Raw genomic sequence first — 17,586 nt, 5'->3', positions numbered from 1 at the left:
AAGTGATAGCAACTAAACAAAAAACGGCTGCTTTTGTTCCAGTCAGGCTAAGCTCAAGCCGACTGCCTGAAAAGCATCTTAAGTTTATAGGTGGTAAAACTCTCCTTTCATGGGTAATACTGAGACTTAAAGCGGCTCAAGAACTTGATGAAATAGTAATTTGCACGACCTCAGAAAAACAGAATGAGCAACTGAAAGAGATTACCGGTTCAGAGGATGTATCGCTTTTTATCTATGACGGCAATCCTGATGATGTTGTAGGGCGGTTGACCGTTGCCGCTGTTAAGCATAGCGCTGAGATATGTGTATTGGCAAGCGGTGACTGCCCGCTTCTGAGCAGCGAGACGATTGATCAGATGGTTAGAACGCTTAAGGAAAATTCTGAGGCCGATAACGTCTTATTTTCCGATATTAACGGCCGTTTCCCTATACATGAGGGGATAATTGTGTCAAGACGGACTCTATGGGAACTTGCCGATAAGTACTCAGACACTGCCGCCTTAAGAGAGCATCAGTTTCCGGTTTTTTTAAGAAACGTCTATCCTGACAAATTTTCCCACATAAAAAATGTATATGTTAAAGACGCTGATATTTTCTATAGCGTAAACCACCGCATATCGATTGACACGCCGGATGACCTAAAATTTATAAACAGGCTTTATGATATTTTGCAAACGACAGGAGTAGAGTTTAATTTAAAAAATGCGATAGCCGTCCTTATTAAAAACCCTGAGATTACTGACCTCAATAAACACGTTTACCGGAAAACCCTTGAGGATATAACGCACAGGGTTGTCTTTTTTGTCTCTGAGAAGCCGCTTAATGGATATGGTCATGTGAGAAGGGCAGTTGAGACAGCCGGTATTTTAGTGAACAGATACGGAGTAGGGGTAAGATTTTTAACTTTTGATGAGCCATCTAAAAAGATTATAGAAGAGAGCGGGTTAAGGGCGGATGTTGGGGCTGCCGACAAGCTTATACCTTTTCATAAGGAATTTCCCTTTGATGTGGTTGTCTTTGTTGACGGTAATGATACGATTACTCAGGAGCTCATAGATTCAATTAAAGCTTCTGTAAATGCTAAGGCCATAGTCCTGTCGGAGCCAGGTGTGGCTGATAACTCTGCTGAAGAAATATTTCAGGTTTTGGGAAACTAAGAAAACCACTGTTGCAATGTACAGGTAAAATCTTTAAATGCAAAATCTTCACATCTCTTAAATCCCACTCTGCCTGCCAACTTTTTGTATAAAGATGAGGACCTTGGTATTTTCTTATACCGAGTTGCAATCTAAACTATAATTTAAAGAGGAGATTACGACGTCGCTACGCTTCTCGTAATGACAGATAGGGATGCTAATGTACGACCCCACGCCGTCATTGCGAACCCCCGCAGGGGGTGTGGCAATCTCCTCTTTTGAGCGCAACTTGGTATTAATTCTTAAAGCTTCTTTAAATGCTTCCTTTGGCCTTATAGGTTTATTGGAATTGTTTACTTGATAATGTTTAATTAACCATTCTCTCAGCTCTTTGTGTTCCCAGTTTATACATTGAGCCACCTCAGGAGAGTCGCTCCATATCCATATTTCAAGTTCCGGATCCAGCACTATCACTTTTGACTTGTCTTTCCATCCATTGTTATTCAGGTTTAATTGCAATGTATATTCCATATTTTTGTCAGCCACAATAATAACAAGATCTTTTATCATCCCAACACGCCGGAGGCAAAAAGTACGGAAAGTGGGGTTTCTCCTTTCCATTGTTTAAGATTAGGGTGGTCTTTCCCCGATATGATGTCCACTGCACCCTCCTCTGTTTTGGCAAAACACAGGATGTCTTTAATTCCTGAAACATTAACAATTACAGGTGAATGTGTAGCGACAAGCACCTGAGCATTATAGACAGAGGACAAAGATTGAAATACTGTTTCTATAGCCCTGGGATGAATTCCGTTTTCCGGTTCCTCTATTAAAAGCATTCCTTCAATATCGGGCAGATATGCTAAAATCGTTAGTGCAAGCAGTCTGAGTGTACCATCTGAAACCATCCATGACGGCGCGTCCAGATTATTTTCGTAAACAACCACAATATAGCGGTGCTTATCGTCTTCTCTAATTACTGTTTTAACAGTTTTAAGTTCCGGCAGCGCGGTTCTAACGTGTTCTATCCATTCATCAAATCTTTTGGGATGTTCTGTTTTGAGTCTTTCTATAACCCACGGCAAATTTGAGCCGTCAGTGCGAAACTGCCTCGGCATTCCAGGCGGGCTTGGCTTTCTCATCTTCTCACTGTTAAGCATCAGGGTTTGGATGCCATCCATAAGCATTTTCTTAAACCAGATAGCTACAGGAAACCTGGTTTCATCCTCAGGTAAATTACCTAAAGCAGATTTTTGAGGTCCTAATTTGAAGGAATGATCAAACCCTTTTTCAATCTCAGAATAAAAGTTATCATTTCCATTTTTTACTTTATTTACTATTTTTTTCCATGTTGGTTTCCGTCCACTAACAACTATTTGTTTTGGAGATAAGAGCGGAGATGGGAAAAGCTCTAAAGTCCTTTCTATATGTCCGGTGTCTTTCGGTTTAAACCACAGAGTTTCGCTTAAAATGCCGAATTCATTTGTCTCTTCAATCTTTCCTATTGAAATTTCATACCTGCAATTACCTTCCTTTTCGTATTTATCAGGAATATTCATTTCGATGGCAAGTTCAAAAGAATCACCCTCTCTAAGCCAAATAAGATCGCTATAATTTGGAGTCCTGTTACTTACGGCATGTTCCGGCCCAATTCTGACAACATCACCAAGGAATGAAATAACGTCAAGGAAAGTGGATTTCCCGCTCGCATTAGGGCCTACCAGAATGTGGAAGTTGCCAATGTCTTTTTTGATATACTTTAAACATCTGTAGTGCAATGTCTCAACTAAACAAATCATCTTTGTATCCTGTTATGCGTAAATTTATTTCTCATTTTAGACACGTGACTTAACTTATGTTAGCAAATAACTAAGATTGCGTCAAATCTGCTTTAGTATATACTGAAATAGACATTTTACCTGAAAAAGATGAACACTAAATATATCTAATATGTTATAATATTGCAGTTTTGGGGCAAATAAATGTCATCATTAGGTAGTTATCAAAATGGAAAAACTGCTTAGCCTTTTGGATAAATTAGACGCATCCTCGGTGTACTTTTTAGCTACTAAGCAAACGTTGTTTAATGCCTTCAGGCGGTATGAAAATGACGGAGTAAATGAGATTCAATGGAATAGAGACAGGACAGAGCTATCTCTGGACATTCACGGATTTCCTTCCGTCACGGTTAAAATCTATGAAAGAGATGGCGTACTTGAGTATAAATGCGGTTGCGATTTTAACCATGCCAGTCATAAGTGTGATCACATAATTTGCTCAATAGTTACGGTTAAAAATTTGTTAAACCCAAACCTATATAAATTAAAAACGAAAATTAGCAGCAAAAAAAGAAACTATCTGTATAGTCGTCTGTTTGAAGAGAACTCCACGGAGTATTCCTACAAAACCAACATTTATGCTGTTGAGTTTGAATATAACAGAAACTTTCCGTGCGGATATATTACGATAAACGGCCAAAAATATGATCACAGATATGGTTTACCCACTGATGCACCTCATGAGATAGACATGTTTCGTCAAATAAATTATAAAAGTTTAGAAACATTTCACCATATTATGCGGCAAAAAGATTACAAGGTACCTGTCAATTTAAGGTACCATGATAAAGTAATTGCAATAAGTTTTGACGAACAACGTATCTACAAGACATACGTTGAGTTTGATTATGCCGGTAGCAAGGTGTTTTTTAAGTTACTGTGCTCATTAGACCCTGATGAGGCAAAGAACCTTCTTGTGATGGGCAATTTTATAGTAAATACCGCTACAAATGAGATAACGCCAATCTATGATACAAAAGGACTCAACTACTGGAAACAATTAAAAAACACCTTTGATAAAAAAAGGTTGAATCCTCATCAAAAGCGTACAGATATTTTCAATGGCTCAGACGTTGCCAACGAAAATGTTATACAAATACCATTACAAACTTTTCAAAGCAGCGTGTTTAGATTTTCAGCGCTTAATCAGGACACGTTGGTGTATGATTCTCTCTTGTTTAGCATAAACGGTAAGTTCGTTGATTTAAAAACCGCTCCTCTGCCCAAATACAGGATTTCAGCAGATGAGGACAAGGCAGGATACTCGTTAACTGCCTCCGGAGTTACTGAGGGTACAACCTTCGGTCCGGCAAGACATCCCTTTGAATTTTTTTACATTTATATGCCAGCAGGCCTTAATTCACTTAAAAAACGAAATATAATATACCACACTTTTGTTGTTCTGTTTAACGAAAAAACTAAAAAAGGGAAAACCGATCTCATAAAAAAAATGATTAATGAAGAGACATTTGGAAAACATAAATATGTCAGGGAAGCCCGCAGTCTTTTAAAAAGTTATACAGAAATGAATTTTGAAAGCCTGCAACTGATTTTTAACAACAATCAATGGTCTGTGGTGCCCATCGACGTAAGGAGTCAGCTGCCCCTGTTTAGTGTTCCGTACGATTTGTTTGGTTTGAAAATATTTGAGGGTATTGCTGAGCCCGGCAGCATGTGGGTGGAAAAACAGGAGTTCACATCCAAAGTGCCGGCCCTGTTACGTGCGTTAAGTGAAAAAGGTGTAGAATTTTTAATAAACAAGCAGGACGTATTACTCACAAGCTGGGATTTTGAACTGAGTGTAACCAAAAAAGCGATAGACTGGTTTGAAATAAAGCAGGAAATCAGATACCACGGCACATTGATAAGCAAGCAGATGCTAAAAGAAGCTTTAAGTGGTGTGGTCAAACACGAGGGTGCCTTACATTTCCTTGATGAAACAACGGTTAACAATCTCACAAAGCTCTCTAAACTCTTAAAGGAGGAGTCAAAAAGAGAGATTGTAACAATACCAAGGCTGCAGATATTTGATTTGTTGTCACTAAGGAAAACCAACATAAAAGTGACGTTGCCAAAAGAAGAAGAGGAGATTTTAGACAGACTGCTAAATTTTGATGCTATAGCGCCCAAAAAGGTGCCCGCAAACCTTAAGGCAAAGCTACGACAGTACCAGAAGGATGGTTTCAGTTGGCTTTCGTTTCTCTATGAGCACAGGTTTGGAGCCTGCTTAGCCGACGATATGGGATTAGGTAAGACGGTTCAGGCAATAGCGCTGCTTGCCGCTGTAAAAGAGGGGGTTACAGCCACTGGCAGTTCATCATGTGTTAATCTTGTAGTGGTGCCGCCAACCCTTCTGTTTAACTGGGAAAGCGAATTGGAGCGTTTTTATCCTAACCTAAAGCTTTACTTATACCGAGGTAAGGACAGAGATATCAACTTTGATGGCTATGATGTTGTGTTGACATCGTATGCGCTTATTCGTAAAGATATAGAAAAGTTGAGCGCTCTAAAGTTTAATATAATAGTGTTTGACGAGGCTCAGATGATAAAAAACATCTATGCCGATACGACAGCAGCGGTGCGAAAACTCAATGGACATTTTAAGCTTGGGCTAACGGGGACTCCGCTGGAAAATCACATCGGAGAGTACTACTCGATAATGGATCTCCTGCTGCCGGGGCTTTTAGGCCAGTATCGACAATACAGGGGCACAATATCAGGCGACACTATGGAGTCTCTGATACAAGCCACACGCCCGTTTGTACTCAGACGTACTAAAAATAAAATACTTAAAGAACTGCCCCCAAAGGTGGAAAGTGATGTGTATCTGACTTTAACGGAAAGCCAGAAGGCGCTTTACAATAAGACTGTGGAAAACGTGAAAAAGACAGTGACCGAAGCTTATGAAAATAAACCTGAATCGCAGGCAAAGATAATAGCTCTGACAGCGCTGCTGAGATTACGTCAGGTCTGTCTGTCCTCGCGGCTGCTACTGCCTGCACAAAAAGAGAAGTCACCCAAGATAGAGTTTTTGGTGGATAAGACAACAGAGCTCATGGAGGAGGGGCACAGTTGTCTTGTTTTTTCGCAATTTACCTCTTTTTTGGATTTAATTGAGGCTCGTCTTAAAGAGCATGATTGTAAACTTTTCCGCTTAGACGGTGAAACAACTGTAATAAAGCGAAAAAAGATTGTAGAGGATTTTCAGAACTCTGAAACACCGTCCATATTTTTACTTAGTTTAAAAGCCGGCGGACAGGGTTTAAATCTGACAAGGGCAACCTATGTGTTCCACATGGATCCGTGGTGGAATCCGGCAGTGGAAAATCAGGCATCAGACAGAGCGCACCGCATCGGGCAAAAAAACAAGGTTATGATCACACGGCTTATCATGCAGCACACGGTGGAGGAAAAGATAATGCACCTGAAAAAGCGAAAATCTGAAATATATAACGCCATCATGGACCCAGCCACGGTGAGCGATAAAGTGGTGCTTTCTAAAAAAGATTTCGAATATATTTTAAATGTTACGGTGTAGTAAGTATCTGTACACGTAATTTTTTACTATCAAACATCAGATAGTTTTTCCTCCAGAGCTTTTTGCACAAGTTGATTAAGGGGTATTCCTGTCATAGTTGCCCTCTCAATAGCTTTTCTGTGTAACTCTGCAGGTATCCTTACGTTAAAACTGCCCTTATAAGAGCGTTCAGGTTTTTTGCCTGCTTCTTTGCAAATGTTTTCGTAGTCATCAACGGCTTCATGAAATGCTTTTGTCAGCTCCATGACACTTTGTCCTTCAAATGTTACCAGGTCACTTATGCCCTCAAGCTTTCCGTGAAATGTCATATCAGCAGCACTAAAACGTACAGAACCGACAAAATTTTTGTGCGTTAATACGTCTTTCATTCTATCACCCCCATTTTACGTAATAATGTTTCAATGTCATCTAATTGATACCGTTTAAGTTCAGGGTTTGGATGCGGTTTGTGTAGTCTTATTATATGTCCTGTGTTACGGTTTACAAACGCAACTCTTGAGCCTGAGGTTTTGCCTAACTTTATTACTTCATAGTTTAAACCTCTTAGAAGCCCACTAAGTTCATCGAAAGTAAAGTCACTGGGTTTTGACAAAAACCTCTGTAACAATTTCTCCATCTTTCCCACACTTTTATTGTAGCAGAAAAACAAAATTTATGCAACTATTGTTTAGTTACATGCTGTGTTTGGGATTAGTCTCTTCGATAGAAGCTAACTCTTTTTCAAACCTTTAACCTTTCTTACAGCAGCCAGATTATGGGCACACCTTATCGGTTGCGGCAGTCTGTAGTTAGTGGTACAATCAAGGACAATTCTGACGGAATCGTTAAAATCCACAAGATGGCCAGGTGAGATAAAAAGTGGTTTTACGTTGTTACGGCTTCTTAGCACAGTGCCAACTTTTTTTGTGCCGGTAAGCAGCTCTGAAGTGCTGCCCTTTACAGTGTCTGGTTCTATGTAGTTTCCGATCAGTCTGGATTTAGCAGAGCCTACTGTAGGTAACCCCATTAAAACACCGATGTGTGAGGCTAAACCAAAACCTCTTGGATGCGCTATCCCCTGGCCATCAACCAGTATAATATCGGGAGGAGTTATAAGTGCCCTCAGGGCATCAATCATTGCCGGAGCCTCTCTGAATGACAGAAAACCGGGAATATAAGGGAATTCCACATTTCTTAGCACGGTTTTTTCATCTGTTTTCTGAAGATGTTTTTTAGAGATTTCCTCATCAGAGGTGAATTCGTACAAACAAGCTGCGGCTATTATCGTGTCATCAATGAATGCCGCATCCACACCAGCAATGTACCTGAGCGTGCCTTTAAAGGGCTGTAAAATAATTGATTTGGACAGCTCAATCTGAAGAGCCGCTGCCTCTGCAAGTTGATGGCGATAGCGTCCTGTTTCCACAGTTTTCACTTTACATAATCTTTTATCAGTGATTTCCAAAGCAGATACCCACTGCCGCTTAAATGTACGCCATCCACCGTGTATTTAAAGTTAAGCACCCCGGTACCGGGCATTACAAAATCATTGTGTAAGTCTATGTATTTTATATTTGGATTATTTAATTTTGACACCATTGCGCTTAGCCCTTTATTCAGCTTTATAATTTCATTATTTATTTCTATGCTTTTTGCTATATCATCTGAAACAACAGGCAGAGTGCTTTGTACGTATATTTTTGTTTTACCGGACTTATTTAAAAGAATGTCCAGGATTTTCTTGTAATTACTTAATATAATTTCAGTTTTAAAGCCGCTAAACACATCATTTACACCAATCATGATAAATACTGTTTTGGGTTTCATCTCTACTATCTGATGAACTCTTTGTAGCAGTCCTTCTGTTGTATCTCCCCCGATCCCTCTGTTTTTTATCCTTCTATCTGAAAACAACTCACTCCACTCACAGAAATGTGTTATGCTGTCACCAAAAAAAACAATACTGTCATTGTCCGTTGGCAATACATCAAAGACAGTGGTTCTATTTTGTTGAAACGTAAAACCTGTCAGTAAAAAGTACAAAGCTATAAGAAAAAATATCCTAAAACATTTTGTAAACGCAGTACTTATGCAAAAATTAAACATAAATTCCCCCCTGTCCACACATGAGCTCAGATTACCATAAGTCTGAGAAAAATACAAATATTTTCCTTGCTATTTTCAGAGCATTTATGATAAGTTGGAATAGTACAGCAAAGGCAGAACACCATGATGGCGCAAAGCGGAGGTATTAAATGGCTGAGGAAACTAATTTTTTACAATTTCTTACATTTAAGCTGGATGACGAGGTTTTTGCCATTCACATTGAGAAAATACGTGAGGTGTTAGAATTTACCACAGTTACTAAAATGCCCAGAACGCCGGAGTTTATGAGGGGAGTTATTAACCTGCGCGGCAGCGTTGTACCCGTCATAGATTTGAAGCAGAAATTTGGGATGTCCTATACGGAAAAGGCAGTGGACACCTGTGTAGTGATTGTAGAGGTTAACATGGAGGATGAGAAGATAGTACTGGGTGCTATGGTTGACAGCGTTAAGGAGGTTATGGAGTTGGAAAAGTCTGCAATTGAGCCGCCTCCAAAGATAGGCACACAGTTAAGCAACGAGTATATCGAGGGCATGGGTAAACAGGATGAGGAATTCATTATAATTCTGGACATAGACATGATATTTTCAGCTGATGAGTTAACGATTGTTAGTGATATGAAAGGCGGACGTACTTCTTTAGAGACAGAAGAGGAGGTGGCGGTGCTGCACGCTTGAGAAACTCCCTGACAAAGGTTACAGAATAAGTATTTTATCCGCAGATTGCGCAGATGGACGCAGATAAAAACAATTTGCGGATTAATCTTTTTAAGAGTTCCTTGACAGACTGCTATTAATAGAAAACATTATTTACAAAATCTGACTTTTCCATATATCCCATACCAGAGAGCTGCTTTCCTATTTCGGTAAAATACATTGAGGCTACAACAACAAACGGCCTTTTGTCCTGCCGGTTTTTTAGTGAATCAGGGGAGTACACATAAAGTCCATAAAACTCCGTCCCCCATCTTTCAGGATTACCGTCTATAAATCCATTTACGTAAAAACCAATTTCATTGATCATAAATCTTGTGGAAATACCGGCTGTGCCCGCACCCCATATATATATTTCCCTGTCTTCAACTTTAGGGATGATTTTTCTTAATTCATCAAGCGTTACAGAGACAATTTCATCTTTTTCTTTAAGCATGGCTGATATGTTCACGCAACTGTTTAAGTTTTTACCTTTTTTTATGATTTCACTTAAACTCTGTTCTGATACATCCGTGTATTCTAAAGTTTTCATGGAGGCTGAATCTACTTTTACGGCTTTGGAGTTAACCACTAAGTAATCAGCATATTTATAAATAAACTCACACTGGAGATTATAAATCTCAAGGAGTTTTTCCCGTTCATATTCACTAACCCCACGGCTATGTGAAACATCCCACTGTCTGTTTTCAATCTCACATAATACGTTTGAATTACAGTTGCACGTACGTGTGATTCCGAGTTTATAAAACGAACTTGTGCGTCCCTTAAGCCATATTAAATCAAAGCGATCCCTGTTTACTCTGATAAACTCTTCAAACTCCCATATATCGTGGCAAACCTCAATGCCGGGAAATTCAGAAAAGTTTGCAATCTGGTTTTTTAAGATTCCGCTCTCTTGATAAAATGAAACTTTAACGCCTCTGTCCATTAACTCTGCGGTTAATGCACGCAAGTTAAAACCATTGTTTGGTGTATCAGTTGCAGAGGGCATAGTGGTAACAAACAAAACCCCTTGAGTTTTACCATAAACATAGGTTCTGTCTGAAAATTCATAGTCACGTGTATAGTGGTTACTCGTAAGCTGCGTTTTCCACCTCTCTAAAAACGCACAGCGGTCTCTAAACAACAACTCATCCTTTATGTGTGAGTCAGTTTTTGGTTTTTCGATGTAGTTTTCATCGGGTGCAATCAGGGAGGCTTCAGTATCCGGTAAATAAAAAACTTTAAGTCCGCGGCTTCTTACAAAAAAGCACAAATCTGCGGCTTCATATAAATCAGTTTTGTAAGTACGGTAATTGAGTGCATAATCTCTTAAAATATCTCCTGTTACAGCGAAACATCCCTCAGCATAGAAATCAATTTCCCTGAGAAAATTACATTTATCGGAATAAGGATTTTCTCCAAAGTCCAGATGGTTAGTAAAATAGCCGTTTGCCCACATAGTAGCGCCGATATTTTTTACCTGCCCCTCACAATTTACCACTCTTACGCCTAAAAAGCCGCAACGGTTGATTCGTAAGAAGGATTCCCTTATTTCATCAAAAAACCCCGCTTTCATTTCACATGCCCCGTGTACTAACACAACGTATTTGCCGTTTATCGGTTCGGTTGATAATAATCCACTTAAAGTAACATCTGAAGAGAGTGTGGCAACTCTGAGACCTTTCACATGATTTAACCATTCGCTTCTGCTGCTTAATCCCTTCGGTAAAACCGCTATAATTTCTATTTCCATATTTTTACATTGCTCAGTTACAGTGTAAATGGTGTGAAGAAGCAGCGGGAAACTACCAGCATAGGTCATGACAACTGTGAACTCAGGCTTATCAGTGACCGTACAGGCAGAAAATGGTTTAAAACACTCATAAAAACTCCTTCTTATGGAAACCTGAGGCCCTGGAAACTCACCCTCAGGAATAACCGGATGTGTCTTTCCCCTCATCCACACATCATAGAAGTATAATTTTTCAGTGTAATCTAAGAGAACATTAATTGAATCCTTAAACCAACCGGTATGAAGTGGTTCAGTTATGGATGGAAAATGAACAAAATATCCGGTTGCGTGCAGTGCAACTGCCTGATAAAACAAAAACTGCGACATTTTGTTAATTTCTATAACCTCAATATCGAGGTGAGTATCGTATATGTCTAAAACCTCGTCAGCACCGAGGACATCCGTTATAATCAGCACTTCAAGGTCCCGGTTTATTTGAGTCAAAATTTGTGTTATTGTGTTTTTTAGCGATTTCATGTGCCACTCTGACTCTTCATGCAGAGCTTTAACAAAAGGAATCGCAAGTGTACCAATTGGTTTGTCAGGGTGCTGAGATGAAAGGTGTTTGTATCGTTTATAGATTTCACGGGTTTCGGGGTAAAAGACACTCCAGTTGGCAAATCCGCTTTTGGATTCCTTGTGAAAGCGATAGACAGACAGAGTCTCCGGGATATAGTAAAACTTGTGCTTTTGAGCAAACCTGAGGAATAAATCATAGTCCATCATGTATTTTAAGGATGTGTCAATGTTGCCAAATTCCTCAAGCAAACCGCGTTTAAAAAACACGGAGGGCTGATTAGGCGGCACATTGTGGCTCCAGTAACGGAGCATTTTTTCAAAGTCAAGCTCGGAGTTAATATTAACGTAGTGTTCTGCGGAGTTTTCAAAATAGTACAGACAATCACCGTATATAACGCTTGCCTCGGGATTGTCCTTAAACGCAGCGGCTACCTTATGATATGCTCCGGGGTAGTGGTAATCGTCTGAGTTTATCCATGCGATGACATCTCCGGTAGCCATCTTAAATCCCTTATTTATGGCATCAGCCTGACCCTCGTCACGCTCCGATACCCATATCAGGTGGGGATAGCTCCTGAGAATATCGAGTGTGTTATCAGTTGAACCGCCGTCAATTATGATATGTTCAAAGTCAGGGTAATCCTGCCTGAGAACGCTTACGATGGTTTCCTCTATGTATTTCCCCTGATTATAGGAGACTGTCACAACCGAAAACTTAAGGCATCCCATACGGTTGTATTATAAAACTTTAGATTTGGATTAGTACATGATATAGTTAAGTAATGCGGCAGGACAACCTGCGTAGTATTATATTATAATAAATAAGGCTGAATTATGAAAATATGTTCATATAATGTAAACTCGATAAAACAGCGCCTTGAACTGATTGCAGAGTGGCTTAAGCGTCGTGAAAACGACATAGACGTGTTTTGCCTTCAGGAGTTAAAAGGAGTGGATGAGACATTTCCCCATGAGTTTTTTAACTCACACGGCTTTCTTCACTGTGAGACATTTGGCCAGAAAGCTTACAACGGTGTGGCAATATGCTCAAAGCTGCCGCTTACCAACGTAAAACGCGGATTTACCACAGACAGTGAGGATGCTCAAAGAAGGGTCATACAAGCTGATATTGGTAACATTAGTTTAATAAATGTCTATGCCCCGCATGGAGACGAAAGAGGCGCAGAGAAGTATTACTATAAATTAAACTGGTACAAGTCTTTGCTTGACCATATTGCTAAGGCGGGTGAAAATATAATTATAGTCGGTGATTTTAATGTAACCATGGCTGATATTGACGTCTATGACCCCAAAGCGTATCACGACACAATTGCTACCATGCCTGAGGAAAGAGAGTCACTGCAAAGAGTTATTGACTTAGGACTTACTGATGCTTTCAGGCATTTGCATCCCGATGCCAGACAATACACATGGTGGGCATACGGTGCTGCTATATGGAAAGACCAGGGACTTAGAATTGACTACGTATTAGCTACAAAGGATATGATTAAAAACCTGCGCTCTGTAGAGGCTGATGTATGGCCAAGAAAGAAGAAAACTCTAAAGCCTTCTGACCACGCACCACTTATCGCTGAGTTTGATGTCACTTGACAAAACAAATCACCTCGATATTAACAGAGTGGTTTTATTGGGGCGGGTTTTTGATGAGTATTATCATATGTTTAATCTCAGGGACATTTCCCAATCGGATACCAGTATTCTTGACGTTGCCTCAGGCGTTAGTTCATTTTGCGCAGAGGCCAATGCAAAGGGATATAATGTAACTGCTTCTGATGTTATTTATAATCATTTACCAGAGGAAATATATGAAAAGGGTCTCTCTGATGTTGAGGAGATAATGAAAAAAATGCCATCTGTCGCGCACAATTACAACTGGGAATACTTCAAAGATATTGATGCGTTAAAGGCAACAAGGCTTAATGCGTTAACTCTGTTCATTGAAGACTACAAAGAATTTAGGAATAAGCGGTATTTAAACGTGGAATACCCATTTTCAAACTTTTTAGAAAATCAGTTCGACATAACGCTGGTATCGCATTTTCTTTTTCTTTACGAGGATTTGCTTGACTATAAGTTTCATAAAGATACAATAAAAGAACTTGCTAAAATCACAAAAAATGAAATACGTATTTTTCCACTTGTAAATTTACAAGGAATAACATCCCGGTACATAAGCCAACTAATGAGTGACATTGAACTTCAATCTCTTGAGTTTACAATTATAAAGACTGACTACAGCTTTATAAAAAACGGTAATGAAATGCTTGCAATCAGAAATACGCTGCTATAAGATTAACCACAAACGGATCTACCATTAACTTGCTAAATGTTTAAATTTTTTAAACTGCACTATTGACATACCAATTGGTATGCGATATAATCTATCGTACATACCAGTTGGTATGTCAAGGTAATATTGAAGGAGGGATAGTTTATGACGGAAACTACACAAGAAAAGTTTTTTTCCAACAGCGTACTGCGACAAATTTGCCTTGATGAGGGGGCAGACGACGTTGGGTTTGTAGAAATTACCAGAGAGACTATATCTCATGAAGTTAAAGATATATTGAAGGCCTTTAACCGGACTAAAACTCTGATGTCAATCATTAAAAAAGCAAACCGCGACAGTGTTCAAAGCCAGTCGTTGCCTGTGGTTAACGATGAATTTATAAAATCTTTCCGTAAGCTTTCTGATGTTTCACAGGCTGTTATAAACAGGCTAAATGCCCTTGGAATACGAGGCGTGTCGGTGCCGGCAGGGTTTCCTATGGATTTTTCCCGCTGGCCGGGTAAGATTTGGGATATTAGCCATAAGACAATAGCAACCGAGGCTGGTATTGGTAATATGGGCCTTAACCGACTTGTCATTCATCCCATTTATGGAAACACTATTTCATTGGGGACAATTCTTATTGATGCCGGTTTAGACAAATATGATCACCCCATTGAAAATAAGATATGTATAAATTGCAAACTATGTTCATTTGTCTGTCCGGTTGGAGCTATTGATAAAACTGGTGATTTTAATTTTATGTCCTGTGCGATGCATAATTACCATGACCTGATTGGCGGCTTCCAGGACTGGATTGAAGGTGTGGTTTCATCAAAAAGCATCAAAGCCTACAGAGCAAAGCACAATGACACTGAGACCATGAACAAATGGCAATCTTTGACTCTGGGCAGTATGTACAGGTGTTCATACTGCATGGCGGTGTGTCCGGCTGGAAAAGAGAGTCTTAAAGACTACACTAATAACAAAAAGCTATATTTTGAAACAATAGTAATGCCGCTTAGAACAAAAAAAGAAAATGTCTATGTTATCCCAAACACTATAGGGCATGTGAGCGCTTCTAAAAACCCTGATAAGACACTCCGGTTTGTTAACAACACAATTCGGCCTAATTCTATAGAATCTTTTAAAAAAGGGATCACTCTTGCATTTAATCAAGTGGCGGCAAAGGGTGTCAATCTAAAACTTTTGTTTGAATTTACAGGAAAAGAGCCAGACACGTTCTGCGTATCTATACATGAATCAAAGGTAGAAATCCTCGAAAATGTTTCTGATACAAACATGACCAAACTAACAGCCGACTCTGAAACCTGGGTTAAAGTAATTAATAACCGGACTTCACTACTAAGTGCACTTGTCACGGGTAAGGTAAAAATAAAATGGAATCCACTGCATGTAGGTAAATTCAAAAAATGTCTGATGTAACTTTATTAAGGACGAGAAACTACAATTGTTAATAGGCAGTGAAAATTGACTCCAATGCAGGACATTTAAGTCACACAAAGACCCAACCTTCGTTATTTGCGGCGGACATTAGCTTATGCCAAATCGCGCTGATAAAGTTTATACGACTTAAGGGCACGTCCCGTCTCAGATTAGTTTTACACTCATCTGATAACGGGTATAGCATCCTGCACGTGCCTATCTCCATATAAAACAACTGTTACCAGGTAATTATTTTGTCGCTTGCAACTACTTTGTCAATTATATCGTCATAGTTTTTGTCTTTTCTGAGGTCAACGACTGTTACCTCGGCAAGTTTTTTTTGCACTTCTATAAATGTCTTTGCAGTTTCACTTGCATCCTGTTTTAATATGTACAGTACCTTCATTATACCCCCTTGCGTTAATAGGCTATTATGTTATCATACTCAAGAAGTTTCTTAGCAATTTCCTCTGTTGATATGTACTTGATGTCATCATAGTTACTTATGTTTGTAAACATGGTCATATCCATTTCTTTAATCATATCCATATTCATGTCGTTCTCTTCATTGGATACTACCTTATTGTCCAAAATAAACACCTCTATGATGTCATCCATGACCGTTATGCCAACACTCATCCTCAATGCCTCTCCCTGTCTGTCTCTAACTAATACGGCAATCTTCTTAGCCATTTGTCTCCTCCATCACTATATTGTCAGAACCCTGTCGGCATCCTGATTCATAACTGAATTCTGATACTGACTGCCTGCCGCACAGCCATTAGGAATCATGTCCTCTGTTATGTTCCTAAGTTTGGCGCTGTGGTCACACAAACTCATAGTGACCCCTGGCAGATCCTTCAGTGCCACAATATCTTTATTCTGTGTGTGCCGTGTCCCATCATCCATCATAAACAATATTACCTGATGCCCCTTTTTCACAGCCGCTTTAGTCAGCCCTATGATGTCCTGGCTGAAACCATCACGCGTAATCAGCAAACCGATTGTCATTTACTCTGTCCTCCTTTGTATTTCATTACGGTTATGTTATTTGCTCAGTGTTAATTCTTTTTTTATTACAATAATTGAGTTATCGTTTAAACCCTCTTTGGGAATACTATACTTATCAATGGCAGATGGGGGGAACAATCTGTACATGATGTAAACGTCGGCGGTTTTTACGTCACCCCCTGTTATCGGATAAGTCAGGTGCCGCTCTTCAGCCGCTTTAAGTCTTGTATCAAACGCCACGGCATCGGCTTTCCATGCAGGAACCCCTGTCTTATCACCACTCTTAAAGACCTTTATAAAGACGGATTGTTTATCATCAGCCACAGGGTTTTCCTTTATATTGGTCCACAGCGCCTTCCCTGCATAGTCTCTGAAGGTGACCGTTACAAAAGCCATTCTCATCGGCATAGTTGATGGAAAGGCGTGTGCCGTGTTGTTTTTTACCCTGACATGAAGGTTTTTGCCATCTGACCTGACATCAAGAGTTACCGCTTTTTTCAACATTTCCTCATCATGTCCACCTGATATGGCATGAGAGGTGTGTTCAGTTGCTGTTGACAAAAGAGCCGGCTCTCCGGCTATCTTTTGCATATGGCACGACAGACAGTTCCCTGTCCCTTCATCTTTCATAGCACAGATTGTAAAATTTTTGGAATTTACAAAAAACCCATGACAACCAAGGCACAGCTCTCCGCTTGAAAACATAGGGTTGGAGGCCGTCTTGTGGGGCGATTTGTTCTTGGGTTTACTTACAAAGAAACTGCCGTCTTTGTTTATAACGCAGGTGTTTCTGTCTTTACCTGGCATTGTGTTTTCAATCCTGTGGCAAAATGTACAGCCTACTCCGTCTTGCTCAAGCAGGTTTTTTTCGTCAGGTTTTATTTTTCCGCTTAGTATATCCGTAATATTGTCTGCCATAGGCATGTGGCATGTGGCACAGTTATAACCGGCCTCAATGTTATCTTTTTGCATATCCGCAAGAAATGCGTTATACATAGCAGCATGGGCGCTGTCTTTATGAAGCGACGACTTGCCGTGCATAGAGCTTGACCATTCTTTAAATATGGCAGGATGGCAGGCTGAACACTTTTGGGAAGACATAAAGGGCTCTCCCCCCTCCGGAATCCCTTGTGCTAAACCAAAGGCGGAAAACACAAACAATACCACAGCTGACATCATCAATTGCATCCCTGATTTATATCTCATCTTACCTCCGGTAGTTCATTTTTTTACGAC

At 39.8% G+C, this 17,586-nt stretch carries 17 protein-coding genes; 6 read left to right on the top strand and 11 right to left on the bottom strand.

Going from position 1 to position 17,586, the window contains the following annotated elements; translation table 11 throughout:
* Positions 1–2 precede the first annotated feature (2 nt).
* Positions 3–1,157 (top strand): NTP transferase domain-containing protein, encoded by a 1,155-nt coding sequence (locus HQK88_04650; protein ID MBF0616093.1) that lies wholly within the window; start codon positions 3–5, stop codon positions 1,155–1,157.
* A 114-nt stretch (positions 1,158–1,271) separates the two neighbouring features.
* On the opposite strand, the gene HQK88_04645 is transcribed toward HQK88_04650, so the two are convergent.
* On the bottom strand, positions 1,272–1,706 hold the full coding sequence (locus HQK88_04645) for a hypothetical protein (protein ID MBF0616092.1): 435 nt from the start codon (positions 1,704–1,706) through the stop codon (positions 1,272–1,274).
* Positions 1,703–2,935, bottom strand: coding sequence for an ATP-binding protein (locus HQK88_04640; GenBank protein MBF0616091.1), 1,233 nt, complete (start codon positions 2,933–2,935; stop codon positions 1,703–1,705). The genes HQK88_04645 and HQK88_04640 overlap by 4 nt, the downstream gene beginning before the upstream one ends.
* A gap of 208 nt (positions 2,936–3,143) precedes the next feature.
* Here HQK88_04640 and HQK88_04635 point away from each other — a divergent pair, with 208 nt between their 5' ends.
* Complete coding sequence (locus HQK88_04635) at positions 3,144–6,512, top strand: DEAD/DEAH box helicase (GenBank protein ID MBF0616090.1); 3,369 nt, start codon at positions 3,144–3,146, stop codon at positions 6,510–6,512.
* Positions 6,513–6,541: 29 nt separating this feature from the next.
* Here the strand turns inward: HQK88_04635 and HQK88_04630 are convergent, their stop codons facing one another.
* From HQK88_04630 to HQK88_04615, 4 genes are all read right to left on the bottom strand, one after another.
* Positions 6,542–6,880 carry a type II toxin-antitoxin system HicB family antitoxin gene (locus HQK88_04630; GenBank protein MBF0616089.1) on the bottom strand — a complete coding sequence of 113 codons (339 nt, stop codon included), beginning with the start codon at positions 6,878–6,880 and terminating at the stop codon, positions 6,542–6,544.
* Positions 6,877–7,137 (bottom strand): type II toxin-antitoxin system HicA family toxin, encoded by a 261-nt coding sequence (locus tag HQK88_04625; protein MBF0616088.1) that lies wholly within the window; start codon positions 7,135–7,137, stop codon positions 6,877–6,879. Before HQK88_04625 ends, HQK88_04630 begins: the two co-directional genes overlap by 4 nt.
* A gap of 84 nt (positions 7,138–7,221) precedes the next feature.
* Positions 7,222–7,926 (bottom strand): endonuclease V, encoded by a 705-nt coding sequence (locus HQK88_04620; GenBank protein MBF0616087.1) that lies wholly within the window; start codon positions 7,924–7,926, stop codon positions 7,222–7,224.
* Positions 7,923–8,597 (bottom strand): hypothetical protein, encoded by a 675-nt coding sequence (locus tag HQK88_04615; GenBank protein MBF0616086.1) that lies wholly within the window; start codon positions 8,595–8,597, stop codon positions 7,923–7,925. The genes HQK88_04620 and HQK88_04615 overlap by 4 nt, the downstream gene beginning before the upstream one ends.
* Positions 8,598–8,746: 149 nt before the next feature.
* On the opposite strand from HQK88_04615, the gene HQK88_04610 reads away from it, so the two are divergent.
* The gene (locus HQK88_04610) at positions 8,747–9,274 is read left to right on the top strand and encodes a chemotaxis protein CheW (protein MBF0616085.1); all 528 of its coding nucleotides are present in this window, start codon (positions 8,747–8,749) and stop codon (positions 9,272–9,274) included.
* 115 nt (positions 9,275–9,389) lie between these two features.
* Here HQK88_04610 and HQK88_04605 read toward each other — a convergent pair whose 3' ends face one another.
* Positions 9,390–12,332 (bottom strand): glycosyltransferase, encoded by a 2,943-nt coding sequence (locus HQK88_04605; GenBank protein MBF0616084.1) that lies wholly within the window; start codon positions 12,330–12,332, stop codon positions 9,390–9,392.
* A 105-nt stretch (positions 12,333–12,437) separates the two neighbouring features.
* Here HQK88_04605 and xth point away from each other — a divergent pair, with 105 nt between their 5' ends.
* From xth to HQK88_04590, 3 genes are all read left to right on the top strand, one after another.
* Complete coding sequence (gene xth, locus HQK88_04600) at positions 12,438–13,214, top strand: exodeoxyribonuclease III (protein MBF0616083.1); 777 nt, start codon at positions 12,438–12,440, stop codon at positions 13,212–13,214.
* Entirely contained in the window at positions 13,204–13,914 is a 711-nt protein-coding gene (locus HQK88_04595) for a hypothetical protein (protein MBF0616082.1), read from the top strand. Before xth ends, HQK88_04595 begins: the two co-directional genes overlap by 11 nt.
* Positions 13,915–14,058: 144 nt before the next feature.
* A complete protein-coding gene (locus tag HQK88_04590) occupies positions 14,059–15,339 on the top strand; it encodes a 4Fe-4S binding protein (protein ID MBF0616081.1) in 1,281 nt (426 codons plus the stop codon).
* Positions 15,340–15,577: 238 nt separating this feature from the next.
* Here HQK88_04590 and HQK88_04585 read toward each other — a convergent pair whose 3' ends face one another.
* Genes HQK88_04585 through HQK88_04570 form a run of 4 tightly spaced genes read right to left on the bottom strand, consistent with a single transcriptional unit; the run spans position 15,578 to position 17,556 of the window.
* Complete coding sequence (locus HQK88_04585; GenBank protein ID MBF0616080.1) at positions 15,578–15,745, bottom strand: hypothetical protein; 168 nt, start codon at positions 15,743–15,745, stop codon at positions 15,578–15,580.
* A gap of 14 nt (positions 15,746–15,759) precedes the next feature.
* Positions 15,760–16,032, bottom strand: coding sequence for a hypothetical protein (locus tag HQK88_04580; GenBank protein MBF0616079.1), 273 nt, complete (start codon positions 16,030–16,032; stop codon positions 15,760–15,762).
* 15 nt (positions 16,033–16,047) lie between these two features.
* Positions 16,048–16,350 (bottom strand): DsrE family protein, encoded by a 303-nt coding sequence (locus HQK88_04575; protein MBF0616078.1) that lies wholly within the window; start codon positions 16,348–16,350, stop codon positions 16,048–16,050.
* Positions 16,351–16,386: 36 nt separating this feature from the next.
* A complete protein-coding gene (locus HQK88_04570; protein MBF0616077.1) occupies positions 16,387–17,556 on the bottom strand; it encodes a hypothetical protein in 1,170 nt (389 codons plus the stop codon).
* Positions 17,557–17,586: the final 30 nt, after the last annotated feature.

The organism is Nitrospirota bacterium (genome assembly GCA_015233895.1).
In the GTDB taxonomy this organism is placed as follows: domain Bacteria; phylum Nitrospirota; class Thermodesulfovibrionia; order Thermodesulfovibrionales; family Magnetobacteriaceae; genus Magnetomonas.
The sequence above is the reverse complement of the archived record's forward strand: the minus strand, read 5'-3'. Positions and strand labels throughout refer to the sequence as shown.

Bases quoted from the DNA above. Each gene is read 5' to 3' on its own strand.
- HQK88_04645 (MBF0616092.1), bottom strand. From the start codon at position 1,706: ATGATAAAAGATCTTGTTATTATTGTGGCTGACAAAAATATGGAATAT.
- HQK88_04640 (MBF0616091.1), bottom strand. From the start codon at position 2,935: ATGATTTGTTTAGTTGAGACATTGCACTACAGATGTTTAAAGTATATC.
- HQK88_04635 (MBF0616090.1), top strand. From the start codon at position 3,144: ATGGAAAAACTGCTTAGCCTTTTGGATAAATTAGACGCATCCTCGGTG.
- HQK88_04630 (MBF0616089.1), bottom strand. From the start codon at position 6,880: ATGAAAGACGTATTAACGCACAAAAATTTTGTCGGTTCTGTACGTTTT.
- HQK88_04615 (MBF0616086.1), bottom strand. From the start codon at position 8,597: ATGTTTAATTTTTGCATAAGTACTGCGTTTACAAAATGTTTTAGGATA.
- HQK88_04610 (MBF0616085.1), top strand. From the start codon at position 8,747: ATGGCTGAGGAAACTAATTTTTTACAATTTCTTACATTTAAGCTGGAT.
- HQK88_04605 (MBF0616084.1), bottom strand. From the start codon at position 12,332: ATGGGATGCCTTAAGTTTTCGGTTGTGACAGTCTCCTATAATCAGGGG.
- xth (MBF0616083.1), top strand. From the start codon at position 12,438: ATGAAAATATGTTCATATAATGTAAACTCGATAAAACAGCGCCTTGAA.
- HQK88_04595 (MBF0616082.1), top strand. From the start codon at position 13,204: ATGTCACTTGACAAAACAAATCACCTCGATATTAACAGAGTGGTTTTA.
- HQK88_04590 (MBF0616081.1), top strand. From the start codon at position 14,059: ATGACGGAAACTACACAAGAAAAGTTTTTTTCCAACAGCGTACTGCGA.
- HQK88_04585 (MBF0616080.1), bottom strand. From the start codon at position 15,745: ATGAAGGTACTGTACATATTAAAACAGGATGCAAGTGAAACTGCAAAG.
- HQK88_04580 (MBF0616079.1), bottom strand. From the start codon at position 16,032: ATGGCTAAGAAGATTGCCGTATTAGTTAGAGACAGACAGGGAGAGGCA.
- HQK88_04575 (MBF0616078.1), bottom strand. From the start codon at position 16,350: ATGACAATCGGTTTGCTGATTACGCGTGATGGTTTCAGCCAGGACATC.
- HQK88_04570 (MBF0616077.1), bottom strand. From the start codon at position 17,556: ATGAGATATAAATCAGGGATGCAATTGATGATGTCAGCTGTGGTATTG.